The following is a 24,164-nucleotide window of genomic DNA, read 5'->3' as shown; positions in this document are numbered from 1 at the left end:
CGAGGAGTATGAGTAAGAAAATCTTAGTAGTGGATGACGAAAAATTAATTGTGAAGGGGATTCGCTTCAGCCTTGAGCAGGACGGTATGGAGGTAGACTGTGCCTATGATGGGGAGGAGGCTTTGCAGTATGCAAAAAATTGTGAATACGATCTGGTGCTTCTAGATGTCATGCTTCCTAAACTGGATGGCTTCCAGGTCTGCCAGCAGATCCGCGAATTTTCGGATATGCCGGTTGTGATGCTGACCGCGAAGAGTGAAGATATGGATAAGATACTGGGACTGGAATACGGGGCAGACGATTACATTACAAAGCCCTTTAATATTCTGGAGGTGAAGGCGCGGATTAAGGCGATCATGCGCCGTACATCCAAGAAAAAAGAGATGCCGAACAGTCCGGTTATTGTCAAAGGGGCTATGCGTATTGACTGTGAAAGCAGAAGGGTGTTCATTGGGGACAGAGAGATCAATCTGACGGCAAAAGAATTTGATGTATTGGAACTTCTGGCAATGAATCCAAATAAAGTGTACAGCAGAGAAAATCTGCTGAATCTGATATGGGGATATGATTACCCCGGGGATGCAAGAACGGTGGATGTACATATACGGCGTTTAAGAGAGAAAATAGAGATTAAGCCAAGCGAGCCGAAATATGTACATACAAAGTGGGGAGTGGGTTATTATTTCCAGGGGTAAAGTTCGTTTTAAACTGAAAGATAAAATTATAAAGAATCTGCGGTTTCGTATTATCTTAGTGATTTTCTGCGCAGGGCTGTTGCCATGCGCAGGTGCGTATCTGGGAATTACCAGGGCCTATGAAGCAAGGGAGATATCTGTGCGAACCGCGCAGATTCAGAATCAATGTACAATTCTAAGCAATCAACTGAACAGTTACAACTATCTTAAGGATTCTTCTTCCGAAGTTATCAATGCCAATTTAACACAGCTTACCAATATTTATAATGGTCGGGTCATGATCGTCAATCGTGATTTGAAGGTGATCAAGGATACATACGATTTAGATGAGGGTAAGACCATTGTTTCTAAAAATGTCGTGGAGTGCATGAAAGGGAACAGTACAAATGACTACGACAGCAGGAATCAGTATATTGAAGTGACTTCTCCGATTATGGATTCCAAAGGAAAAGAGATTACCGGGGTTATGCTGGCAAGTGTATCTACAGATACCATTACAAATAACTTAAAAATCTTAAAAACAAACAGTCTTGTGATTATCGCAGGGGTGATGATTTTCGTCGCTGCATTTGGGGTGTTGATAGCGGACAGAATGGTACGTCCTCTGCATAAGATTACAAAGTCAATTGAGAATGTATCAGAAGGATACGGAGAGGATGTGCTGCACGAGAACACATTTACCGAGACAAGGCTGTTAAGTGAAGCATTCAATAAAATGCTGGGAAGACTAAAACAGCTGGACGATTCCAGAGAGGAATTTGTCTCCAATGTCTCCCATGAGTTAAAAACACCGCTTACTTCTATGAAAGTGCTGGCAGATTCTCTGCTGGCACAAAAAGAAGTGCCTGTAGAGCTTTACCAGGAATTTATGGGAGATATTGCAAAGGAAATCGATCGGGAAAATGATATTATCACCGATCTTTTATCCCTCGTAAAGATGGATAAAAAGGGGACAACCTTGAATATTGCGTCTGTGAATATCAATGAGATGCTGGAACTTATTCTAAAGCGCCTTAAGCCAATCGCAGAGAAGAAAAATGTAGAGATGGTACTGGAAAGCTTTCGTCCGGTCGTGGCGGAGGCTGACGAGATGAAGCTGTCACTGGCAGTTTCCAATCTGGTAGAAAATGCATTGAAATATAACCATGAAAATGGTTGGGTTCATGTATCCCTGAATGCGGATCATAAATATTTTTATGTAAAGGTGGCAGATTCTGGAATTGGGATTCCAAAAGAGGATCAGGAACATATTTTCGAGCGCTTCTACCGGGTAGATAAGTCTCATTCCAGAGAGATGGGCGGCACAGGGCTTGGACTTTCGATTGTGCGCAATGCGGTGATTATGCACAGAGGGTCTGTAAAGGTGTACAGCAGTGAAGGAGAGGGGACGACATTTACGGTGAGGATTCCTCTGATTTATACAGGAGCTTAAGGGAGGCGGAAACGGTGAAGAAAAAAAGAATGATTTTAATTCTATTCTGTGTAAGCTTTACAGTGTTGCTTTTCGCCTGTAATAAACGTACGGATGTAAAAGAGGGAGATTCCTTTATCTATTGTCTGGATGAAGATAGGACTGGACTTGTCAAGGTGACATACAGCATGGAAGGGAAGGAGCCGTTAGACCTTGCACAAGCGGTGCTCAAGGAATTAAAAAGGCCGGCAGAGGAAATTGCATATACGACGGTGCTGCCGAAAGATGTAGAGGTGCAGTCATGTGAGCTGAAAGGAAGCATACTGTATGTTGATTTTAACGAAAATTATTTAAAAATAGACGGATTGGAAGAAAAATTGGTGAGGGCGGCTGTTGTGCAGTCCCTTCTACAGATTGACGGAATCAGCGGGGTACGGTTCCACGTAGAAGGGGAAGAACTTAAGGACAGTGAGGGGCAGGAAATCGGAATGATGAATGCAGATGACTTCGTACAGAATAGCGGATCTTCTCCGAGTTCCTATCAGAGCGCGTCCCTTACTTTATATTTTGCCAATGAAAAAGGGGATAAGCTGGTGGAACAGACAATGGATGTGAAATACAGCAGTAATATTTCGAGGGAAAAGTTGATTGTAGAAAAGCTGATGCAGGGACCAAAAAAAAGCGGGGCTTATCCGACAATCAATCCATCAGCGAATCTGTTAGGAGTGACAATCAAAGACGGAATCTGCTATGTAAATTTTGACAGTGAATTCTTAAACAGTACATACGATGTGCTGCCAGAAGTCACGATCTATTCGATTGTAAATTCCCTTGTTGAGGGGACGTCCGCTTCGGAGGTTCAGATTACAGTGAACGGAGAATCCAATGCAGTCTATATGGAACAGGTGGACTTAAAGCATCCTCTCAAACCAGATATGGAGTGGACACAACAGTAGTATCAGATGCGAAAAAGACCATTGTGCATGCTGTCTCTTTTCCTTCTGGGAACTTTGACAGTGTTATCCGGAGGGTTTCGGCTTACAAAAGACTGGAACCCTTCTGCGATAGAAAAAACGATTGCTTCAAAAGAGCGTGTCACTGTAAGCGGAACGGTATATAAGCGGGAAGAAAAAACGAATGTGCAGGCGCTCTATATAAAAGAAGCACAGACAGTCTATCAAAATCAAATCTTAAAAGAATCCAAAATTCTGGTTTATATCAAACCAAATCTATCCAGAAAACAGGTGAAAATAGGAAATCAAGTAGTTATAGAGGGAACGGTCTCGTTTTTTGAATCTGCGAGAAATCCAGGGAATTTTGATCAAGAGTTCTATTACCGCAGACAGGGAATTCATGCTCTCATATGGGCGGAGGAAATAGAAGTTGTCAGTGCAGAGACAAAAATGATGAAAGAAAAACTGACAGAACTAAAAAACTGCTGGAAACATAAGCTGATCCAAATAATGGGAGAGTATTATGGAAACAGTACCAGTGCAATTTTACTTGGGGAAAAGAACGGGCTTGACGAAACAATGAAGGAGAGCTTCCGGAAAAATGGAATCGGTCATATTCTTGCGATCTCTGGGCTTCACATGTCCTTTATCGGAATGGGACTGTATAAAATACAGAGGCGTTTTGGATTTCCGTTTTTTATATGTGGCGGGAGCGCTGTACTGTTGCTCTTTTTTTATACGGTGATGACCGGAGCAGGAATTTCAAGCCGGAGAGCCTTGCTTATGTTTGGAATTCGGATGGGGGCAGAGATAACCGGAAGAAATTATGACATAGCGACAAGCCTTTCTTTGACAGCGGCTGTTCTTGCAATAACCTCTCCTCTTTCTGTAATGGATGCCTCTTTTCAGCTCTCTTTCGGGGCGATTGCAGGGCTTGGCCTTTTAAATCCTATGTTGGAGGAAAGCTGTATGCGCAGAAAAGAAAAAGGAGAAGAAGGCAAACAAAAACGAATGCTAAAATGCAGGGAAAAATTAAAACAGGGAATCTGTGCCAGTATGGCTGTAAATCTGTTTTTAATTGCGCCTATGTTATATTTTTACTTTGAAATTCCCATATATTCTTTGCTTTTAAATGTCATAGTGATTCCTTTGATGCCTTTTTTTATGGCGGCCGGGCTGACAGGCTCTGTATTGCTTTTGTTTGCAGAAAGCGCAGGAGAAAAAGTGCTGTTTATATGCAAAGGAATTCTGTGGTTTTATGACCGTATATGTTCGCTTGCAGAGAGACTTCCAGGAAACCGTATCGTGACAGGAAGACCGCAAAAAGTGTATATAGTGTTATATTATAGTGTGATACTGGGTATTTGTATCTGGTTTTATTGTAAGAAAGAACAAGGGAAAAGTAGCAGTACAGATACACGTAAGAGACAGAGAAGACGAAGAGCGCTGGCAGCATCGGCGGGGGTTCTCGGAGCAGCTTTTGGCTTTCTTTTTATCTGTATATGCAGCTATCGTATATGTACAGGAATAGAGATGACAATCTTGGATGTTGGACAGGGGGACGGTATTTTTATAAGAGGCCCGGAAGGAAAATGCTATCTGATAGATGGAGGCAGCAGTGATGTCTCTTCTGTAGGAAAATATAGAATCGAACCATATTTATTGTCCAGGGCGACAGACACACTGGATTATGTTTTCGTTTCCCATGGGGATGAGGATCATGTGAATGGGATAGAGGAGCTGCTGGCAAATCAGCCGCTAGGCATACGGATAAAAAATTTAGTTCTCCCTCCTGAAAGAGTTTGGGATGAGAGACTGGAAGAAATAGCAGATCTTGCCGTCCAAAATCACACAAGGGTCGTTATTATGGGAACCGGGAACAGACTTAAGGAGGAAAAAATGACAATTACCTGTATGTATCCAGAAACAGAATATAGTGGAGAGAAAGGAAATGCGGCTTCTATGGTATTAGATATTTCGTATGGGAAATTTAAAGTCTTGCTGACCGGAGATATAGAGGTACAGAGTGAAGCAGCGCTTCTTGAGCAAGGGATCCAGGGAAAATATGCTGTTCTTAAAGTAGCGCATCATGGCTCAAAAGGCTCCAGCCAGGAAGCATTTCTGGAAGAAATAAGGCCGACAATTGCTCTGGTTTCAGCAGGGATAGACAATCGGTACGGACATCCGCATGAAGAAACAGTAAAAAGATTGAAGAAGTATGGATGCAAAGTATATTCTACCCAGGATAACGGCGCGATTACTATAAAAAGCGATGGGGAAGGCATGCAGTTAAGCGGATATATATTGAAAAAAGAATAGTATGTTACATTTGTTTGAGCAGAGGCAGCTATAAAAACTGCCTCCGCCTTTTATATCTTTACGCATTTGAAATTTAATTTCAGGTAGTTGTAGGAACGGTGTAGGAAACATTGTATTCAATCCACCGCAGCCAGATGGAAACTCTGGCGCCGTTTTTAGAAGAAAACAGTCGTACTATACAGGTAGACCATAAGGAAGAAACGGGATTCTGCTGTCGAACTGTGAGCCAGTATTGTTCCTGTGAATCTGCATAGATGGTTCCATCCAAAACAATCTGGCCGGTAATTTGAATATTATCAAAATATTGTGCTTCCGGACTGCCCAAACCATAAATCGTTGTCCGTATAATATCAGCCGTGATAGGCGTTGCAGTATCCTTTGCGCGTACGGATAGCTGAATAGTGTTCCCACCAGTTTTTAGATAATTGAGAATCAGGTTTTCTATAGGAAGGTTAAAACTACTGTTAGTAGCAGACATATTTAAGGCATAAGTTGTAAAGGTAGGAAATAGGTTTGGCGTCGTAGTGGTCTGTCCGTTGCTGGTGAAGGAAAGCTTATAAGAAACAGGCGTATTTTCTTTTATAGTGACAATGGGACCTGGCCCAGTAGGGCCTGTAACTCCGATTGCACCGATTGGGCCGGTTGGACCGGTAGGTCCGATCGGCAGAGTAAAATCTAAGGAAACTCCTGCAGCATTAGGATTTGATATTACATTTGCATCGGTACCGGATACGACTTTCCCTACAGTGACTGCTGGAAGTGGTCCGGTGGGTCCGGTAGGCCCAATATCACCTTTTTCTCCCTGCGGTCCTTGTTCGCCGGCAGGCCCAGTAGCACCAATATCGCCTTTTTCTCCCTGTAGTCCGATAGCGCCAGTGTCACCCTTTTCCCCTTTAGGTCCTTGCTCGCCAGCAGGTCCGGTGTCGCCTTTTTCTCCTTGAAGTCCCTGAGTACCAGCGGGCCCAGTAGGTCCGGTGGCTCCGGTGTCGCCTTTCTCCCCTTGAGCGCCAGTAGCACCAGTAGGTCCGGCAGGTCCGGTGTCGCCTTTTTCACCTTGAAGTCCCTGTGCGCCAGTGTCGCCCTTCTCTCCTTGAGCGCCAGTAGCACCAGTAGGTCCAGTGGCTCCGGTGTCGCCTTTTTCTCCTTGAGGTCCCTGAGTACCAGCGGGTCCAGTAGCGCCAGTGGCTCCGGTGTCGCCCTTCTCCCCTTGAGCGCCCTGAGCGCCAGTAGCACCAGTAGGTCCGGTGTCGCCTTTTTCTCCCTGCGGACCGGTAGCGCCTATAGGTCCTTGTTCCCCTTGGGGCCCGGGGCAGCCCATATTGCCCTGTGGTCCCTGTGGGCCGGTCTCTCCTTGAGGTCCTTGTTCCCCCATAGGCCCCTGTTCGCCTTGCATTCCGCGCTCTCCTTTGTCACCCTTTTCTCCTTTTGGCCCAATAGGACCCATAGGGCCAATATCTCCTTTCGGACCGACAGGTCCAGTATCTCCTTTCGGTCCCATAGGTCCAGGATTTCCTTGAACACCTTGTGGCCCCACAGGTCCGATGTCTCCTTTTGGACCGACGTCTCCGCGTACGCCCTGGGGACCGCGTGGCCCTTGGATTCCAGCCATACCTCTTGGACCGGCTGGCCCGGGACAGCCCATGTCTCCTTTCATTCCTTGGGGACCGCGTTCACCACGTGGTCCGGGAGGTCCCATAGGCCCTTGCGGTCCGGGAGGGCCTTCTGGACCTTGTGGATATTGGATAAAATTATCGTTTCCCGTAGAAGGGCAAGCTTGATTTCTTTTTGAAAAATTACAGCCATAGCAATTCATTTACACTCTCTCCAAAAAATAAATAATAGGTTAGTTCATTTTATGCTGGGAAAAATTTTGCGGTTACTTATTCTGTGAGCAGAGGGATACACTTTAAGTTTTTGCAAACTGTAATAAAAAATAGATATGTCTTCCAAGGTTTTGTTTTACAGCTTAATTTTTCATCAATAAGGAACAGGATTTCGTATAATTGGGGTGCTTTTTGAAAGTTGTGGATAACGTGGTGTGCCAGGATTGTTAGGCGAGGCTAATTCTACGGAAGATCAAGGCATAATCTGGTTGAAAAATCAGTGGAGATATGGTATCTTAAAATGGAAAAATATATAAATTAAATTATCTCTCGTCTCACCTTTTTGAGGGGGGGGGGGGTAAGATCCAGTTTGTGTTCTGGAGGAGACAGAGGTAATTACAATATCAGTGTGGCGGCAGCCTCCTTCGAGTTCAACAGGGATCAGAAGGAGGTTTTTATGTGGCGAAAAGGGAAAAAACGACTGGCTATGCTTCTTACGCTTGCCTTAACGGCAGTCATGTTTCCTTTAACTGCTTCGGCGGCAGGAACAACCGTAAAGATAGGAAATCAGACGCTGAGCGAGGGAGCAAATACGGTCGGAGAGGGAACGGCAACGCTGGATACAGGGAATCGGACACTTACCCTGGAAAATGTTTCTGCGTCTGGTTCAGTGGCGATTGACACAGACAATGATTTTACAGTACTTGTAAAAGGACAGGTGTCTATAGGAAGTGAAGAGGCGAGAACAAATACAAGCGCGCTTTATAGCTGGGGTGCAGGAACACTGAACATACAGGTGGAAGAGGGCGCTGTTTTGTCTTTGTATACGGCCGGAGGGAATAACATTTATACAAATGGCGAACAGTTAAGCTTATCCGGGCCAGGTACAATAACGGCGAATGTGACAGGTGATTTTCCAGCTTTGTATTCTGCAGGAGGGATTACCGGAACGGGAGGAATCACCCTGCAAGTCATATCGGAACAAAACGGAATCTATACGCAGAATGGGAACATAGAGATAGAGAATGCGAATGTAGACATACAGGCAGGAGAGGTCTGCATATTTGCACAGACATATGTAGATGATGAAGATGTGCCATCCAAAGTTACGTTAAGAAACAGTAGTGCAAACCTGACAGTGGCAAGCGCAGGGTTTGATCCCTATGGAATTTTCTGCGGTACAGGCGGTATTCTGATAGAAAACACGACGCTGAACAGCAACATAGCCGGCGGCGGTTTGTATAGTGAGGGAGATATTACTATCAGCGGAGCAGATACGAAAGTGGAGATGACGGATCAAACCGGCAGTTATGCGGGAAAAGTATTTAAAATACAGGGCGGAGATGTGCAGGTTTCTTCTGATGAGGTAGCTTTACTGGGATATTATGGCGTTGAAATTACCGGTGGAACAGTCACAGCAGAAGCCAAGACAGAAAGTGCTGTTATTGCAAACAGAGGCAGTCTTTCCATTACAGGAGAACATACAAAGGTAACTGCTGTTACCCATGCGGCGGATAAAGCAACGCTTCGGAACGTAAGGGATGGTGGTATTTACCTGGCTTCCTCTGTTACTATATCCAATACAGCAGGCGGAGCGCTGACAGAGGGTATAATGAAAGACAAGAGTACGGGCATCACATTAGGAGAAGGATATGATGCATTTGGTCTGGAAGTATATACAAATGAAGACGGGAAAACTTATTTTATCGCAGCAGGCGGAGAAAATAATACACCGGCAACGGGTACGGTCACGATATGTAAACATACATGGGGAACTCCGATCTGGACTTGGACAGAAGACTATTCTGGCGCTTCTGCAAAGTTCGTCTGCACGCAGGATGCAGAACATTTTTTAGAAGAAACGGCAACGGTTACGGTGAATACAACGGATGCTACATGCGGAAAAGACGGGAAAACTGTTTATACGGCAAAAGTAACTTTCCAGGGAAATGAGTATATAGATGAAAAATCTGTAGAGATTCCTGCTACAGGAAAGCACCAATATAAAGAGGGCAAGTGTCAGGTATGCGGAGAGAAAGATCCGTCATACAAACCGGCAGATACAGACAAGGCAGAAAAGTCTGAGAAAAAAGAATCTTCTGTTACACCAAAAACAGGAGATAGTATGAATCTGATGCCGATATTGGCGGTAGTAGTTTTGTCAGGCGTGTGTGTGGCGGGAACGGCAGTATATGCCGCTAGAAGAAAAAGGCGATAGAGAATAAAGCAGGATATTTAATTTTAGAAAAGTAAAAACCGGAAGAAAATTCATTTGATTTGTGGATTTCTTCCGGTTTTTTGGCACAGAAGAAACAGCCCTCTTGTCAAACAGGAAGAAATTCATATATAATAGAGAAGTTATGAAGAGTTTGAATGAAGATTTAAAAACAGGACAATTTAAACAGGTCTATTTGCTTTATGGAGAAGAAGGATATTTAAAAAGGCAGTATAAGGAACGATTTACAAAAGCGATGCTTCCCGAAGGAGATACGATGAACTATGCGTATTATGAAGGTAAGAACGTGGATGTAAAAGAGGTGATTGATTTAGCAGAGACATTGCCTTTCTTTTCAGAGCGCCGTCTGCTGGTATTTGAGAATACCGGCTTTTTTAAGAGTGCAGGAGCAGAGCTGGCAGAATATGTAAAAGAGATGCCGCAGACAACCTTTTTTGTATTTGTGGAAAATGAAGTGGACAAGCGCAGTAAGTTATATAAAGCGGTGAAAGCAAAAGGACGCATTGTGGAGCTTTCTGCGCAGGACGAAGCAACCTTGAAACGGTGGGTTGCAGGGATTGTGCGCAAAGAGAACAAACAGATTTCAGAAAACTGTATTGTATATCTTTTAAATAAAATAGGGACGGATATGGAGAACATACAGCGGGAACTTGAAAAGCTGTTTTGTTATACGTTAGAGAGAGAAAGTATTACAAAGGAAGATATCGATGCAGTCTGTGTTACACAGATTACGAACCATATTTTCGATATGGTCAATGCAGTTGCGGAAAAGAAACAGAAAAAGGCGCTGGACTTATATTATGAATTGCTCGCTTTAAAGGAACCGCCTATGCGGATTTTCTTTCTTTTAACAAGACAATACCGGATTTTATTTCATGTAAAAGATTTGCTTCACAAAGGATACAGCAGGAAAGAAATTGCGGCAAAGGCAGGACTACACCCATTTGCAGCAGGAAAATATATGGAGCAGGCAAACTATTTTAAAAGCAGAGAGTTACGTCTGATTATGGAAGATGCGGCGGAGATTGAACAGAGAGTAAAAACAGGGCTTTTGACGGATCATTTGGCGGTAGAATTATTTTTGGTGAAATATGCAGCCGCAAGTTAAGGAGAAAAAGCAGATAGAATCAAGGAAGCGGACAGGAGGAACATAAAAGTGTCAGAGATAGAGCAGAATAAAATACGCAATTTTTGTATTATCGCCCATATTGATCATGGAAAATCAACACTGGCAGACCGGATTATTGAGATGACAGGGCTTTTGACAAGTCGGGAGATGCAGTCTCAAGTGCTGGACAATATGGAATTAGAAAGAGAGAGAGGCATTACGATCAAGGCACAGGCGGTCAGAACCGTTTATAAGGCGAAGGATGGAGAAGAGTATATCTTCAATTTGATAGACACTCCGGGGCATGTAGACTTTAATTATGAGGTATCTCGAAGTCTCGCGGCATGTGATGGAGCGATTTTGGTAGTAGATGCAGCGCAGGGGGTAGAGGCGCAGACGCTGGCAAATGTATATCTTGCTTTGGATCACGATTTAGATGTGATGCCGGTGATTAATAAGGTTGATTTACCAAGTGCAGAACCGGAACGTGTAAAAGAGGAGATAGAAGATGTTATCGGAATTGAGGCAGACGAGGCCCCTCTTATATCGGCGAAAACGGGCATGAATGTAGAGGAGGTACTGGAACAGATCATTACGAAAATTCCCGCACCGAAAGGGGATGCGAAGGCGCCTCTTAAGGCTCTGATCTTTGATTCTGTGTATGATTCCTATAAAGGGGTCATTGTATTTTGCAGAATCAAAGAAGGCACTGTAAAAAAGGGCACCCCAATCAAAATGATGGCGACAAAGGCTACGGCAGATGTGGTGGAAGTAGGATATTTTGGCGCGGGACAGTTCATTCCATGTGAGGAATTAAGCGCGGGGATGGTTGGATATATTACAGCGAGCCTTAAAAATGTAAAAGATACCAGAGTAGGAGATACGGTGACAAATGCGAAAGAGCCATGCGCCGAGCCTCTTCCGGGTTATAAAAAAGTAAACCCGATGGTTTACTGCGGGCTATATCCGGCAGATGGAGCAAAATATCCCGATCTGCGGGATGCTTTAGAAAAATTACAGCTAAATGACGCGGCTCTGCAATTTGAAGCAGAAACTTCTGTAGCGCTGGGGTTCGGGTTCCGCTGTGGATTTTTAGGGCTTCTGCATCTGGAGATTATTCAGGAACGTCTGGAGAGAGAGTATAATCTGGATCTAGTAACGACGGCGCCGAGTGTTATATACAAAGTGCACAAGACAAATGGAGAGGTCATTGATTTGACAAATCCGACAAATTTGCCCGATCCCGCCGAGATTGATTATATGGAAGAACCGATGGTAAAAGCCGAGATCATGGTTACATCTGAATTTATCGGTGCGATTATGGATCTGTGCCAGGAACGGCGGGGCATATACCAGGGCATGGAATATATAGAAGAAAAGCGTGCGGTACTTCACTACCACCTTCCATTAAATGAGATCATTTATGATTTCTTTGACGCATTGAAGTCCAGGTCGAGGGGATACGCTTCTTTTGATTATGAAATGCTGGGATATGAGCGCTCTGAACTGGTGAAGTTAGATATTCTTATTAATAAAGAAGAAGTAGATGCTCTGTCGTTTATTGTATTTAGCGGAAGTGCATATGAGAGGGGCAGAAAAATGTGCGAAAAATTAAAGGAGGAGATCCCGCGTCAGCTTTTCGAGATCCCGATTCAAGCGGCGATTGGAAGTAAAATTATCGCACGTGAGACTATACGCGCGATGCGCAAAGATGTCCTTGCAAAATGCTATGGAGGAGATATTTCGCGTAAGAAAAAGCTTCTGGAGAAACAAAAAGAAGGAAAGAAGCGTATGCGCCAGGTAGGAAATGTGGAAATTCCACAGAAAGCATTTATGAGTGTCTTAAAGTTGGATGATGATTGATATGAAAAAAGAATTAGAACTGTATTTGCATATTCCGTTTTGTGTCAGAAAATGTGCATATTGTGATTTTCTGTCCAACGCTGCAGAGGATAAGACAATCGATAGATATGTAAATGCATTGATAAGAGAGATAGAAAGCTGCTGTAGAGCGTTTCAAGAGTATACAGTAGCAACAGTATTTATGGGCGGAGGAACTCCGTCCATTTTAGCAGGGACAGAAACAGTACGGATTTTTCGTGCGCTGTATGAAAATTTTGAATTTGCAAAAGAACCAGAGATTACGATAGAAGTAAATCCAGGTACAGTAACGCGTGAAAAGCTGGAATTATGGAAAAATGCAGGTATCAACCGCTTAAGTATCGGATTACAGTCTGCCGACAATCGAGAATTGAAACTTTTAGGCCGGATACATACGTTTGAGGACTTTCTAGAGACGTATACAAAAGCAAGAGAAGCTGATTTTACAAACATCAATGTGGATTTGATTTCAGCTATTCCAGGGCAGGTTGCTGCCGACTGGGAACAGACACTTAGAAAAACTGCGCAGCTGGATCCGGAGCATATCTCAGCGTACAGTCTGATGATAGAGGAAGGCACTTTGTTTTATGACTGGTATGTAAAGGGCGGACATAGGGAAGGCAAAAAAGAGGTTCCCCCGCTTCCTGGTGAGGAGGAAGACCGCAGGATTTATAAAAAGACAAAAGAAATTTTAAAAGAGCATGGGTATGTGCGGTATGAGATTTCCAACTACGCAAAAGAGGGATATGCCTGCCGGCATAATTTAGGATACTGGGAACGAAAAGAGTATTTAGGGCTCGGACTTGGGGCTGCTTCTCTTATAAATGAACAGCGGTTTGCCAATACAGAGAGCTTGTCAGAATATCTAAATGCATTTGAAAAAAGAAAAGTTTCGTATTCTTCTGTGAGAGTAGGAAGAGAAACTTTGCGTATACAAGAGCAGATGGAAGAGTTTATGTTTTTGGGGCTCAGGAAAATGGAAGGAGTTTCGCGTTCTGAATTTGCACGGAAATTTCAAAAAGAATTAGAACAGGTATATGGAGTACAGATTAAGGAATTAAAAGAACGCGGACTTCTGGAAGAAAAAAAAGACTTTCTTTCTCTGACAGAATTTGGAATAGACGTCAGTAACTATGTATTCGAGCAATTTTTGGATCCATAGAAAGGCTGACCTGTCACATATTTCCTAAAAAAAATATAAACAGTGTTGACAAACGTAAACCCTAGTGCTATCTTAGTATACGTAAGGTGTTAGCACTCAAAACTAAAGAGTGCTAATAAACTTTAGGAAAGGAGAGAAAGATGGTAACGGGCGAAGGATTGAATGAAAGAAAACTGACGATATTAAAAGCAATCATCCGGAACTATCTTGAAACGGGAGAACCGGTTGGTTCACGAACCCTTTCCAAATATACAGAGCTGAATTTAAGCTCTGCGACAATCCGGAATGAGATGGCGGATTTGGAAGATTTGGGTTATATCTTCCAGCCCCATACATCTGCAGGAAGGATTCCTTCTGACAAAGGGTATCGACTGTATGTCGATATGCTGATGGAAGAAAAGGAGCAAGAGATTACGGAGCTGAGAAATACAATGCTGGAGAAGACAGACAAGGTCGATCAGGTATTGAAGCAGGCGGCGAAGGTGCTTGCAGCGAATACCAATTATGCGACGTTGGTATCTGCTCCTGTAAACAACCGCAATACATTGAAATTTATCCAGCTTTCCCAAGTGGATGAAGAACAGATTGTGGCTGTAATTGTAATGGGAGGAAACGTAATCAAGAATAAGATTATTGAAGTTGGCGAAAGCTTAAGTAATGAAAACCTTCTGAAGCTGAACATGCTGCTGAATACAACACTTAACGGCATGTCGATTGACCAGATTACACTGGGACTGATTGCCCGCTTAAAAGAGCAGGCAGGAATTCACAGCCAGGTCATTGGTGATGTGCTGGATGCGGTGGCAGAGATTATTCATGTGGAAGACGACATGGAGATCTATACCAGCGGGGCTACGAATATTTTTAAATATCCAGAATTAAGTGATAAGCAGAGTGCCCAGGAAATTATCAGTGCTTTTGAAGAAAAACAGCAGCTTGCCGATTTGGTGACGGAGACGCTTGCCAGTGAGGAAAATCATGGTATTCAGGTTTATATTGGAGATGAGGCACCTGTCAAGACAATGAAGGACTGTAGTGTCGTGACAGCGACATATGAACTGGGGGAAGGTATGAAAGGAACCATCGGTATCATCGGTCCGAAGCGTATGGATTACGAGCATGTTATGAATACGCTGAAAACTCTGCAAAGCGAGTTGGATGCGATTTACAGCAAAGAGCCGAAAGAATAGGAAGGTGAAAAATTAGTGGATGAAAAGATGAGCAAAGAAGATATGGTAAAAGAAGCAGTAGAAGAGGCAAAAGCAAAGGCGAATGAAGAACAGAACAAACAAGATGATGATATGAAAGAAAAAGAGCCCAAGTCATCTGCAGAAGAAGCACAAAAAGAAGAACAGCCGGAAGAAAACCAAGAGGCGGTTCCAGAAGAGGAGGCTTGTGAAAACGACAAGCCAGAAAAGAAAAAATTGTTCGGAAAGAAGCCAAAGAAAGACAAGAAGGATGAGAAGATTGAAGAGCTTACCGATCGTCTGACACGTCAGATGGCAGAGTTCGATAATTTCAGAAAGCGCACAGAGAAAGAAAAGTCTCAGATGTATGAGATTGGCGCAAAGGATGTGATTGAAAAAATCCTTCCTGTAGTGGACAATTTTGAGAGAGGACTCGCGGCAGTGGCGGAGGATGAAAAAGCAAGTCCGTTTGCAGAAGGAATGGAAAAGATTTATAAGCAGCTAATGACGACTTTAGAGTCCATGGAAGTGAAGCCGATCGAAGCGGTTGGCAAAGAGTTTAATCCAGATTTCCATAATGCGGTGATGCATGTGGAGGATGAAGAATTAGGCGAGAACATTATTGCAGAAGAATTTCAGAAAGGTTACACATACAGAGACAGCGTGGTAAGGCACAGTATGGTAAAAGTAGCAAATTAACTGTAAATATTAGAATAAAGAAGATTACAAATCAATGAAGGAGGACATTTACTATGGGAAAAATAATAGGGATTGACTTAGGTACGACAAACAGCTGTGTGGCTGTTATGGAAGGTGGCCAGCCGACTGTTATTGCGAATACGGAGGGCGCCAGAACAACCCCATCTGTTGTGGCATTTACAAAGAATGGAGAACGTCTGGTTGGTGAGCCGGCGAAGCGTCAGGCAGTAACCAATGCGAGCAGAACCATTTCTTCTATCAAAAGGGAGATGGGTTCCGATCATAAAGAGGATATTGATGGAAAGAAATATTCTCCGCAGGAAATTTCTGCGATGATTTTGCAGAAGTTAAAAGCAGATGCAGAAGGGTATTTAGGAGAGAAGGTAACAGAAGCGGTTATCACTGTTCCGGCGTATTTCAATGACGCACAGCGTCAGGCTACAAAAGATGCCGGAAAGATCGCGGGCTTAGACGTAAAACGTATCATCAACGAGCCTACAGCGGCAGCACTTGCTTACGGACTGGACAATGAAAAAGAACAGAAGATTATGGTATATGATTTAGGTGGTGGAACATTTGATGTATCTATCATCGAGATTGGCGACGGTGTTATTGAAGTACTCGCAACAGCCGGAAATAACCGGCTTGGCGGTGATGACTTTGACCAGAAGATTACAGACTATATGCTCGCTGACTTTAAAGCAAAAGAGGGAGTAGATTTGTCTACAGATAAGATGGCTCTCCAGAGACTGAAAGAAGCAGCAGAGAAAGCGAAAAAAGAGCTCTCTTCTGCGACAACGACAAATATCAATCTTCCATTTATTACAGCAACGGCAGAAGGGCCGAAGCACTTTGACATGAACCTGACAAGAGCAAAATTTGATGAACTGACAAGGGATCTGGTAGACAAAACAGCAGAGCCGGTTAAAAGAGCGCTCTCCGATGCAGGCCTGACAGCGTCAGAATTAGGGCAGGTATTGCTGGTAGGTGGATCTACACGTATTCCTGCCGTTCAGGAAGAAGTAAAACGTCTGACAGGAAAAGAGCCAAGTAAATCCTTAAATCCAGATGAGTGTGTTGCACTGGGAGCTTCTGTACAGGGCGGTAAGCTTGCCGGAGATGCAGGTGCAGGGGATATTCTTCTTCTGGATGTTACGCCGTTGTCACTGTCTATCGAGACAATGGGTGGAGTGGCTACAAGGCTGATTGAGAGAAATACAACGATTCCTACAAAGAAGAGCCAGATTTTCTCTACAGCGGCAGACAATCAAACGGCAGTTGACATCAATGTAGTACAGGGTGAGAGACAGTTTGCAAAGGACAATAAGTCTCTTGGACAGTTCCGGTTAGATGGAATCCCGCCGGCTCCACGTGGAATCCCACAGATTGAAGTTACATTTGACATTGATGCAAACGGTATTGTAAATGTGTCTGCAAAAGATTTGGGAACAGGAAAAGAGCAGCATATTACAATTACAGCAGGTTCCAATATGTCCGATGCGGATATCGACAAGGCAGTGAAAGAGGCTGCAGAATTCGAGGCACAGGACAAGAAGAGAAAAGAAGCGATAGATACAAGAAACGAAGCAGATGCTATGGTATTCCAGACAGAGAAAGCGCTTAAGGAAGTAGGCGATAAGCTGGATGCAAATGATAAAGCGGCGGTTGAGGCAGATTGCCAGGCATTAAAGGACGTCCTTGCAAAATCCACTCCAGAGGAGGCAACAGATGCACAGGTAGCTGAGATCAAAGCTGCGAAAGAGAAATTGATGGAAAGTGCACAGAAACTTTTCACAAAGATGTATGAACAGGCGGGAGCTGGTGCAGGTGCGGGAGCAGCAGGCGGTCCGACACCAGAAGCAGGTCCGGCGCCAGATGGTTTCCAGGGTGATGATGTTGTAGATGGAGACTATAAGGAAGTCTAAGAGCACCTTAAAAGATTCTGCCAAGCTGCCAGAGTGCAGCTTTGCAGAATCTTTCTTGAGTATATACAAGATGAATGAAAGAGTGAAAGGTAGAGTATAGGATTATGGCAGAGTCAAAAAGAGATTATTACGAGGTGCTTGGAGTAGGCCGTGATGCGGATGATGCTGCGATCAAGAAAGCGTACCGCGTTCTGGCAAAAAAGTACCATCCGGATATGAATCCGGGAGATGCCGAGGCGGAGAAGAAATTCAAAGAGGCATCAGAAGCGTATGCAGTGCTCAGTGACCCTGATAAACGCCGGCAGTATGATCAGTTCGGGCATGCGGCATTTGAAGGCGGCGCCGGGGGAGCAGGGGGCTTCGGCGGTTTTGATTTTAATGGCGCGGATTTCAGTGACATTTTTGGAGATATTTTTGGAGATTTGTTTGGCGGCGGCAGAAGAAGCGGCCGGGCGGGCAATGGTCCGATGAGAGGAGCAAATATAAGGAAAAGTATCCGAATTACATTTGAGGAAGCTGTTTTTGGATGTGAGAAAGAGTTGGATTTGATACTAAAAGATCCATGTGAGTCGTGTCATGGATCTGGAGCAAAACCAGGGACGACGCCGGAAACATGTCCAAAATGCGGAGGAAAAGGCCAGGTGGTATATACTTCCCAGTCATTCTTTGGTACGGTGCAGAATGTACAGACATGTCCAAACTGTGGCGGTTCAGGAAAGGTGATCAAGGAGAGATGTCCTTCTTGTTCGGGAACAGGTTATACATCCAGCAGGAAAAAGATCAAAGTGACAATTCCGGCAGGAATTGACAATGGGCAGAGTGTGCGTATCCGTGACAAAGGCGAGCCAGGCGCAAACGGCGGCCCAAGAGGGGATCTGCTGGTGGAAGTAAATGTCTCCAGACATCCGATCTTCCAGAGACAGGATGTGCATATTTTCTCCACAGTTCCGATTTCATTCGCACAGGCAGCTTTAGGAGGGGATGTGAGGATTCCAACGGTAGACGGCGATGTACTCTATACAGTGAAGCCGGGCACAAAGACAGATACGAAGGTACGCTTGAAAGGAAAAGGGGTGCCGTCTCTTAGAAATGCGCAAGTGAGGGGCGATCATTATGTAACATTGGTGATTCAGACGCCGGAGAAGTTAAGCCAGGAGGCAAAAGAAGCATTGCGCAGATTTGATGAACTGACGGGAAATACACTTCACCAGAATGAGTCTGTATCAGAGAAAAATGAGAAGAAACCTAAGAAAAAAGGATTTATGGATAAAGTAAAAGAAGCATTTGAGGAATAAAAGCATGACAATGCCGCAGGCCATTATTGAAATGGTGCTGCGGCATTTTTTTGTATAATAAGAAATTTTGATAAATTTCCTATTATACAAAAAGCCCTCCGGGCGGGATGCGCACGCCGCAATAAGGAAATTTTACCGCTTTGCGGTATTGCGGCGGCGCGCAAAGTGGACAAGTTCCTCAAGAGTGAGGGGCAGGGGGGTGAAGTGGGCTTGTCCACTTTGTTCTACAAGAACCTTCGTTCCCTCTTTTTATCTGTTTTGATAATAGAACACAGCAACCTGTGTGCGGTCGCGTAAGTTTAGTTTATCCAGAATGGTGCTTAAATAATTGCGTACGGTGCCTTCGCTTAAATATAATTGGGAGGCAATCTCTTTATTGCTGAAGCCTTCGGCGATCAGCCGGATAATATCTAATTCACGTTCATTGATATCGCAGGAAGCATAATCGAAAGATGTCTGTCTCTGTATCAAATCAGGGAGACGGGATACAATCTGATCGCCAAAAACAGTCTGTCCTGAGCAGACTGCCTGTATAGCAGGAGCAATATTTTGATAATCTTGTTTCAAAAGATATCCCTTCGCCCCTAATTTTAATGCCTTTACAATATATTCATCATCAGAAAAGGTGGTCAGAAGCAAGATTTTTGCATTCGGGAATTCATCTAATATCTGTGCCGCAGCCTCCAGTCCGCTTACCTCTTTCATGCGTATATCCATCAGGAGTACGTCTGGACGGTGTTCTCTGTACAGGTGAAGAGCTTCCCGTCCGTCATTCGCAGTCGCTGCTATTTCAAATTCAGGTACAGCGGCAAGAATCATCTGTAAAGCACTTACAACGAGGCAGTCGTCATCAATCAGTATCAATTTCATATTGTTATCTCCTTTGGAACTGTAATAAATATTTTAAATCCGTTGTCTGTCAGTATATGCAGATTACCGTGCAGAGAATGTACCCGTTCTTCCATATTGGCAATTCCGATACCATCAGTTTCAAGCGTACATGCAGAGCCGTTATCTTCAATGCAAAGCTGATAGAGGGCAGGATGCTCCCGAACTAATACAGAAGCCTTTGTAGCATTGCTGTGCCGCATAATGTTGGACAGCGCTTCTTTCGTAATACTGATAAAGCTGTATTTTATCTCTCTGGGAACCTCTCTGCCGCAGTCGTAGATATAATGGACAGGACAGAAGGTGAAATCCTTTATCAGAGCTTGGATCGCCTCTTCCAAATTGACTGCTTCATCATGGAGATCATGGACGCTGCTTCGAATGGAATCCATAGCAGAATTCAGTGTATCCTCCAAAGAGTCGACAGCGGTATTTAAACGGGCGTCGGTATTGGTAGTTTTAACAGCACCCAGCAAAAGGAGAGAACGGGATAGAAGATGTCCTACATTGTCATGGATTTCTCTGGCAATCCGGTTGCGTTCACGCAAAGTCGCGGTATAGATTTCATAATTTTGTTTTTCCATCAATGAACGATTCTTTTCCGTCAGTAAAATGTCTCGCTCTCTGCTGTCATCCTGTGTATGCAAAAAACGCTTTTCTAAAGAGTCATAGCAGGCAGCCTGATATTGCAGCCAGAAGGATAAAAGGATGCCGAAAAGAACCAGCAAAGGGACTGGATAAGCAAAAGGATGTTCCACTGTGAACAGGAAAAAGATAATGCTGCCCATGACAGTAAGTATATACCACTTTTTTAGGAAAATCACATAGAAATAAGCAGGATAAAAACAGAAAAAATCGGGACAGACTAAAACAGCCAGAAAACCGCAGACACATAGGACAGAAAGTAAAAGGTCCGGCCTGAGGATACGGCTTAGACAGCAAAAAACCAGGGCAATTAAAAAAGAAAATACATAGGAAAGATCCGCCTCTGTAAAGAAAAGGCATAAAATACCTGTCAGCAGCAGTAAACAAAGATTTATGAAATGCTTCATAGTATGATGTAATATGCCCTCCTTTTTATATTCTGTTTCTATTATAGTATAAAAGAAAACGAAGAGCAAAGAAAAAAAGGAATATGTGACATTTATCATATGGAAAGGATGACAGATTACACTACAAAGAAAAGTATTCTCTATGTATACTTAAAGACAGCAAAAGGAAGGAGACACAGATAAAATGATTGAAATAAAAAATCTTGTAAAACGGTACGGAAATTTAGTTGCTCTGGACTATTTTAATCTGGAAGTGGAAGAAGGAGAGATATTTGGACTGCTGGGGCCAAACGGAAGCGGCAAATCCACAGCGATAAACTGTATGCTGTCGCTTTTAAAATACGACAGAGGAAGTATTAAAATCTTCGGAGAAGAAATGGCGCCGGATAATTATAAAGTGAAAAAGCAGATAGGAATTGTGTTTCAGGACGTTGCAGTGTTTGATGAACTGAATGTCTATGACAATGTGGACTATTTTTGTGGCTTGTATGTCAAAGAAAAAGGAAAGAGAAAGCAGCTTGTAGAAGAGGCGATTGAGTTTGTAGGTATGAAAGAATACCGTAAAACTTATCCGAAAAAACTTTCCGGCGGTCTGCTTCGGAGGCTGAATATTGCTTGCGGAATTGCACACAAGCCCCGCCTGATTATCATGGACGAACCGACAGTGGCAGTGGATCCGCAGAGCAGAAATAAGATTTTAGAGGGGATAAAAGAGCTGAATCGCCAAGGCTCCACGGTTATCTATACATCCCACTATATGGAAGAGGTAGAGCAGATCTGCACAAAAATTGCAATTATGGATCACGGCAGAAGCATTGCGGCAGGAACGAAAGAGGAACTGAAAAGTATGATAAAGACAGGCGAGACACTGACGATTGAGGCGGTTTTTGTGACGGCAGAACAAATACAGGAAATCAAACAAATTCCACATGTCTTTGACGTGGAGTACAAGGAACAGATTTTGACAGTGCGCTGTACGAAGGCGAAACATAATCTGATTCGGCTCCTTACATTTTTACAGGAGAGAGAGATTAGCTTTGGACGGGTATTTTCAGAGCTTCCTACACTGAATGATGTATTCTTGGAAATTACGGGAAAACAGCTTCGGGATTAAAGGAGGAAGAAAACATGTTGGATTTAATGAAATATATAGGAAAGGCAAAGCTTCGGAAATTCGATATTGTATTCTGGCCGTTTCTCTTTCCTTTGATTCTTGCTACATTTATGTATCTGGCGATCGGGAATATGGAAGATGCTGATTTTGAAACGATTCCGGTAGCCGTAGTGGAACAAAAGGGGGAAAATTTAGAAGAAGAACAGATGAAAGAGGCGTTTCTTACGTTTTTGAGTGAAGTAAGTGATGAGACAGATGCAGAGAACAGACTGGTTCATATAGAGGAAATGTCAGAAACAGAGGCAAAAAAAGCGCTGGAAGAAAGAAAAGTAGACGGTATTTTTTATGCAGGGAAAGAGATTTCTCTGACAGTAGGGGGAAACGGGATTTCACAGAGTATCCTTCAGATATTACTGGAAAATTACGAGAATGGGAAACAGGTGCTTCTTAATATAAGTCAGGCACATCCTGATAAAATGGAAGCGACAGTAAAGAGTCTGTCTGAATTTGACACACGGATTTCCCAGGTATCTTTAGGTGGGAAGACTATGGATGGAACGGTACAGTTTTTCTATGCGCTGATTGGAATGGCATGTCTGTACGGCTGTTTTATTGGATTTGGCGCCGCATTGTCCCTGCAGGCAAATCTTACGTCGTTGGCAGCGCGAAGAAGTGTAAGTCCTGTACACAAAATAAAGCATATTTTGATAGAAATGCTTGTATCCTTTGCGCTGCATTTCTTCAACGTACTTGTTCTACTCATCTATTTAAGATACGTGTTAAAGTTGGAGTTTGATGGGGCTTTCCTGCAAATGATTCCAGTGGCTTTACTGGGAAGTATGTTAGGTGTCTCTCTGGGAATATTTGTCAGCAGTATCGGGAAGATGGGAGAAGGCGTAAAGATTGGAATTCTGCTTGCGGTTTCTATGACATGTAGTTTTCTTGCAGGGCTGTTTAACGGGACAATGAAAGATGTTGTGGAGCGTAATGTCCCATTTCTCAACCGTATCAATCCGGCGGCAGTGATTTCAGATGCACTTTACTGCATCAATGTATATGACGATCCTGTACGGTATACAAAGAATCTTATTTTACTTGGTATCTTATGTATAGCAATGGTGCTGGGAGCATTTTTATTAGTGAGGAGGGAACGTTATGACAGTATTTAAGGCATATATGAAAATTGCGAAGAAGAATATATGGCTGTTCGTAATGTATCTTATTATTTTCTTTGCGGTTACCAGTATCTTTCAAAAGGTAAAGGGTTCGGCAGAGGAAGAAAGCAAGTCCGGATACCGGACGGAAAGTATACCCATTGGAATTGTAGATGAGGACAAGGGGAAGCTTGCAGAGAGCTTGAAAGACTACTTGGGCAGGACAAATGAGATTCTTTCGCTGGAGAATGATAAGGAAGTATTGCAGGAAAATTTGTTTTACAGAAATGTAGAGTATATTCTGTGGATACCACAAGAGTTTGAAAAGACATGCATTACTGGAAATGAGAACCTGCGTGTCGTAAAGGTACCGGACTCTTCAGCCGGATATTATATAGATCAGCAGATAAACAGCTTCTTAAATTATGCAAAAGTATATAAGGCAGCAGGGTTTACAGAGGAAGAGACAGCAGAGAAAATGAATGAGGTCGATAAAGCGAATGTTACACTGGCAGATCTGAGTGGAAATGACGGAAAAACACCGGAGCATGTATTCTATTACCAGTATATGCCCTACCTTATATTGAGCGTCATCTGCTATATGCTGGGCTATATTTTGCTGGGATTTCGAAAAGGAGAGCTGCCTCGCAGAATGCAGGCATCTGCTATACCAAAACGCAGGCAGAGTGCAGAAGGTCTTCTGGCAGCAGGAATACTGTCACTGGTACTGTGGGGAATTGTGACAATCGCTGGAATCGTGTTGTACGGGCAGCCATTTATAAGAAGTGAAGGCTTTGCCTGGTTTCTTGTGAATTCTCTTGCTCTGGTGACGGTTGCACTTGCTCTTGCCTACCTGTGCGGTATGTGTATCAAAAATTCCACATCCTTAAGTGGTCTGGTAAATGTGCTTACGCTTGGAATGTGTTTTCTGTGTGGGGCATTTGTACCTCTTGAGTATTTAAATAAAGGGGTTAAGACAGCGGCACAGTTTCTTCCGGTATATTGGTATGAAAAGGTGAATGGAATATTGGGAGAATTTGGCACGATTGCCGGCAGTGTCAGAACAGAAGTTCTGCAGGGAATTGGAATACAGCTAGTATTTGCAGCGGCGCTTGTGTGCGTGACCTTTGCAGTTTCGAGGGAAAAACACTAGACTATTAGGAGTATACCTTATCGGGCAAAGCCAGCCTTCCTGAAGGGAATAATTTACGGTATACCCTTTTGGGTGTACTTTACAGCTCTTTTAAAAAACTGATATAATA

18 protein-coding genes are annotated in these 24,164 nt (G+C 43.5%); 15 read left to right on the top strand and 3 right to left on the bottom strand.

Annotation, left to right across the window (positions count from 1 at the left end; all coding sequences use genetic code 11):
* The first annotated feature begins 8 nt into the window (after window positions 1-8).
* From ACZ5C4_RS11735 to ACZ5C4_RS11720, 4 genes are read left to right on the top strand one after another with little or no spacing between them, the layout of a single operon-like run.
* Entirely contained in the window at window positions 9-695 is a 687-nt protein-coding gene (locus ACZ5C4_RS11735) for a response regulator transcription factor (protein ID WP_186874141.1), read from the top strand.
* The gene (locus ACZ5C4_RS11730) at window positions 652-2,127 is read left to right on the top strand and encodes a sensor histidine kinase (protein WP_464521146.1); all 1,476 of its coding nucleotides are present in this window, start codon (window positions 652-654) and stop codon (window positions 2,125-2,127) included. Before ACZ5C4_RS11735 ends, ACZ5C4_RS11730 begins: the two co-directional genes overlap by 44 nt.
* A 14-nt stretch (window positions 2,128-2,141) precedes the next feature.
* Window positions 2,142-3,062: a GerMN domain-containing protein gene (locus tag ACZ5C4_RS11725; RefSeq protein ID WP_464521145.1), complete on the top strand. Its 921-nt coding sequence runs from the start codon at window positions 2,142-2,144 to the stop codon at window positions 3,060-3,062.
* 6 nt (window positions 3,063-3,068) lie between these two features.
* On the top strand, window positions 3,069-5,378 hold the full coding sequence (locus ACZ5C4_RS11720) for a DNA internalization-related competence protein ComEC/Rec2 (protein WP_464521144.1): 2,310 nt from the start codon (window positions 3,069-3,071) through the stop codon (window positions 5,376-5,378).
* 79 nt (window positions 5,379-5,457) lie between these two features.
* On the opposite strand, the gene ACZ5C4_RS11715 is transcribed toward ACZ5C4_RS11720, so the two are convergent.
* Window positions 5,458-6,876, bottom strand: a complete 1,419-nt coding sequence (locus tag ACZ5C4_RS11715; protein WP_464521143.1) for a collagen-like domain-containing protein — start codon at window positions 6,874-6,876, stop codon at window positions 5,458-5,460.
* 782 nt (window positions 6,877-7,658) lie between these two features.
* Between ACZ5C4_RS11715 and ACZ5C4_RS11710 the strand changes: the two genes are divergently transcribed.
* From ACZ5C4_RS11710 to dnaJ, 8 genes are all read left to right on the top strand, one after another.
* Entirely contained in the window at window positions 7,659-9,419 is a 1,761-nt protein-coding gene (locus ACZ5C4_RS11710; protein WP_464521142.1) for an autotransporter outer membrane beta-barrel domain-containing protein, read from the top strand.
* 142 nt (window positions 9,420-9,561) lie between these two features.
* Window positions 9,562-10,545, top strand: coding sequence for a DNA polymerase III subunit delta (holA, locus tag ACZ5C4_RS11705; RefSeq protein ID WP_464521141.1), 984 nt, complete (start codon window positions 9,562-9,564; stop codon window positions 10,543-10,545).
* A 48-nt stretch (window positions 10,546-10,593) separates the two neighbouring features.
* The gene (gene lepA / locus ACZ5C4_RS11700) at window positions 10,594-12,408 is read left to right on the top strand and encodes a translation elongation factor 4 (RefSeq protein WP_464521140.1); all 1,815 of its coding nucleotides are present in this window, start codon (window positions 10,594-10,596) and stop codon (window positions 12,406-12,408) included.
* A 1-nt stretch (window position 12,409) separates the two neighbouring features.
* On the top strand, window positions 12,410-13,588 hold the full coding sequence (hemW, locus tag ACZ5C4_RS11695) for a radical SAM family heme chaperone HemW (protein ID WP_464521139.1): 1,179 nt from the start codon (window positions 12,410-12,412) through the stop codon (window positions 13,586-13,588).
* 140 nt (window positions 13,589-13,728) lie between these two features.
* Window positions 13,729-14,778, top strand: a complete 1,050-nt coding sequence (gene hrcA, locus ACZ5C4_RS11690) for a heat-inducible transcriptional repressor HrcA (protein WP_186874147.1) — start codon at window positions 13,729-13,731, stop codon at window positions 14,776-14,778.
* A 27-nt stretch (window positions 14,779-14,805) separates the two neighbouring features.
* Window positions 14,806-15,474: a nucleotide exchange factor GrpE gene (gene grpE / locus ACZ5C4_RS11685; protein ID WP_464522343.1), complete on the top strand. Its 669-nt coding sequence runs from the start codon at window positions 14,806-14,808 to the stop codon at window positions 15,472-15,474.
* A gap of 53 nt (window positions 15,475-15,527) precedes the next feature.
* Window positions 15,528-17,399, top strand: a complete 1,872-nt coding sequence (gene dnaK / locus ACZ5C4_RS11680; protein ID WP_186874148.1) for a molecular chaperone DnaK — start codon at window positions 15,528-15,530, stop codon at window positions 17,397-17,399.
* 104 nt (window positions 17,400-17,503) lie between these two features.
* Window positions 17,504-18,694, top strand: a complete 1,191-nt coding sequence (gene dnaJ, locus ACZ5C4_RS11675; RefSeq protein ID WP_464521138.1) for a molecular chaperone DnaJ — start codon at window positions 17,504-17,506, stop codon at window positions 18,692-18,694.
* 249 nt (window positions 18,695-18,943) lie between these two features.
* On the opposite strand, the gene ACZ5C4_RS11670 is transcribed toward dnaJ, so the two are convergent.
* Window positions 18,944-19,564: a response regulator gene (locus tag ACZ5C4_RS11670; protein WP_464521137.1), complete on the bottom strand. Its 621-nt coding sequence runs from the start codon at window positions 19,562-19,564 to the stop codon at window positions 18,944-18,946.
* A complete protein-coding gene (locus ACZ5C4_RS11665; protein ID WP_464521136.1) occupies window positions 19,561-20,370 on the bottom strand; it encodes a sensor histidine kinase in 810 nt (269 codons plus the stop codon). The genes ACZ5C4_RS11670 and ACZ5C4_RS11665 overlap by 4 nt, the downstream gene beginning before the upstream one ends.
* Window positions 20,371-20,818: 448 nt before the next feature.
* Between ACZ5C4_RS11665 and ACZ5C4_RS11660 the strand changes: the two genes are divergently transcribed.
* Genes ACZ5C4_RS11660 through ACZ5C4_RS11650 form a run of 3 tightly spaced genes read left to right on the top strand, consistent with a single transcriptional unit; the run spans window position 20,819 to window position 24,055 of the window.
* The gene (locus ACZ5C4_RS11660; RefSeq protein ID WP_464521135.1) at window positions 20,819-21,748 is read left to right on the top strand and encodes an ABC transporter ATP-binding protein; all 930 of its coding nucleotides are present in this window, start codon (window positions 20,819-20,821) and stop codon (window positions 21,746-21,748) included.
* Between the two features lie 14 nt (window positions 21,749-21,762).
* Window positions 21,763-22,917, top strand: a complete 1,155-nt coding sequence (locus ACZ5C4_RS11655; protein WP_464521134.1) for an ABC transporter permease — start codon at window positions 21,763-21,765, stop codon at window positions 22,915-22,917.
* Window positions 22,904-24,055, top strand: a complete 1,152-nt coding sequence (locus tag ACZ5C4_RS11650; protein ID WP_464521133.1) for an ABC transporter permease — start codon at window positions 22,904-22,906, stop codon at window positions 24,053-24,055. Before ACZ5C4_RS11655 ends, ACZ5C4_RS11650 begins: the two co-directional genes overlap by 14 nt.
* Window positions 24,056-24,164: the final 109 nt, after the last annotated feature.

The organism is Mediterraneibacter flintii (assembly GCF_055387595.1).
This window is presented reverse-complemented; position numbering and strand designations above follow the sequence as displayed.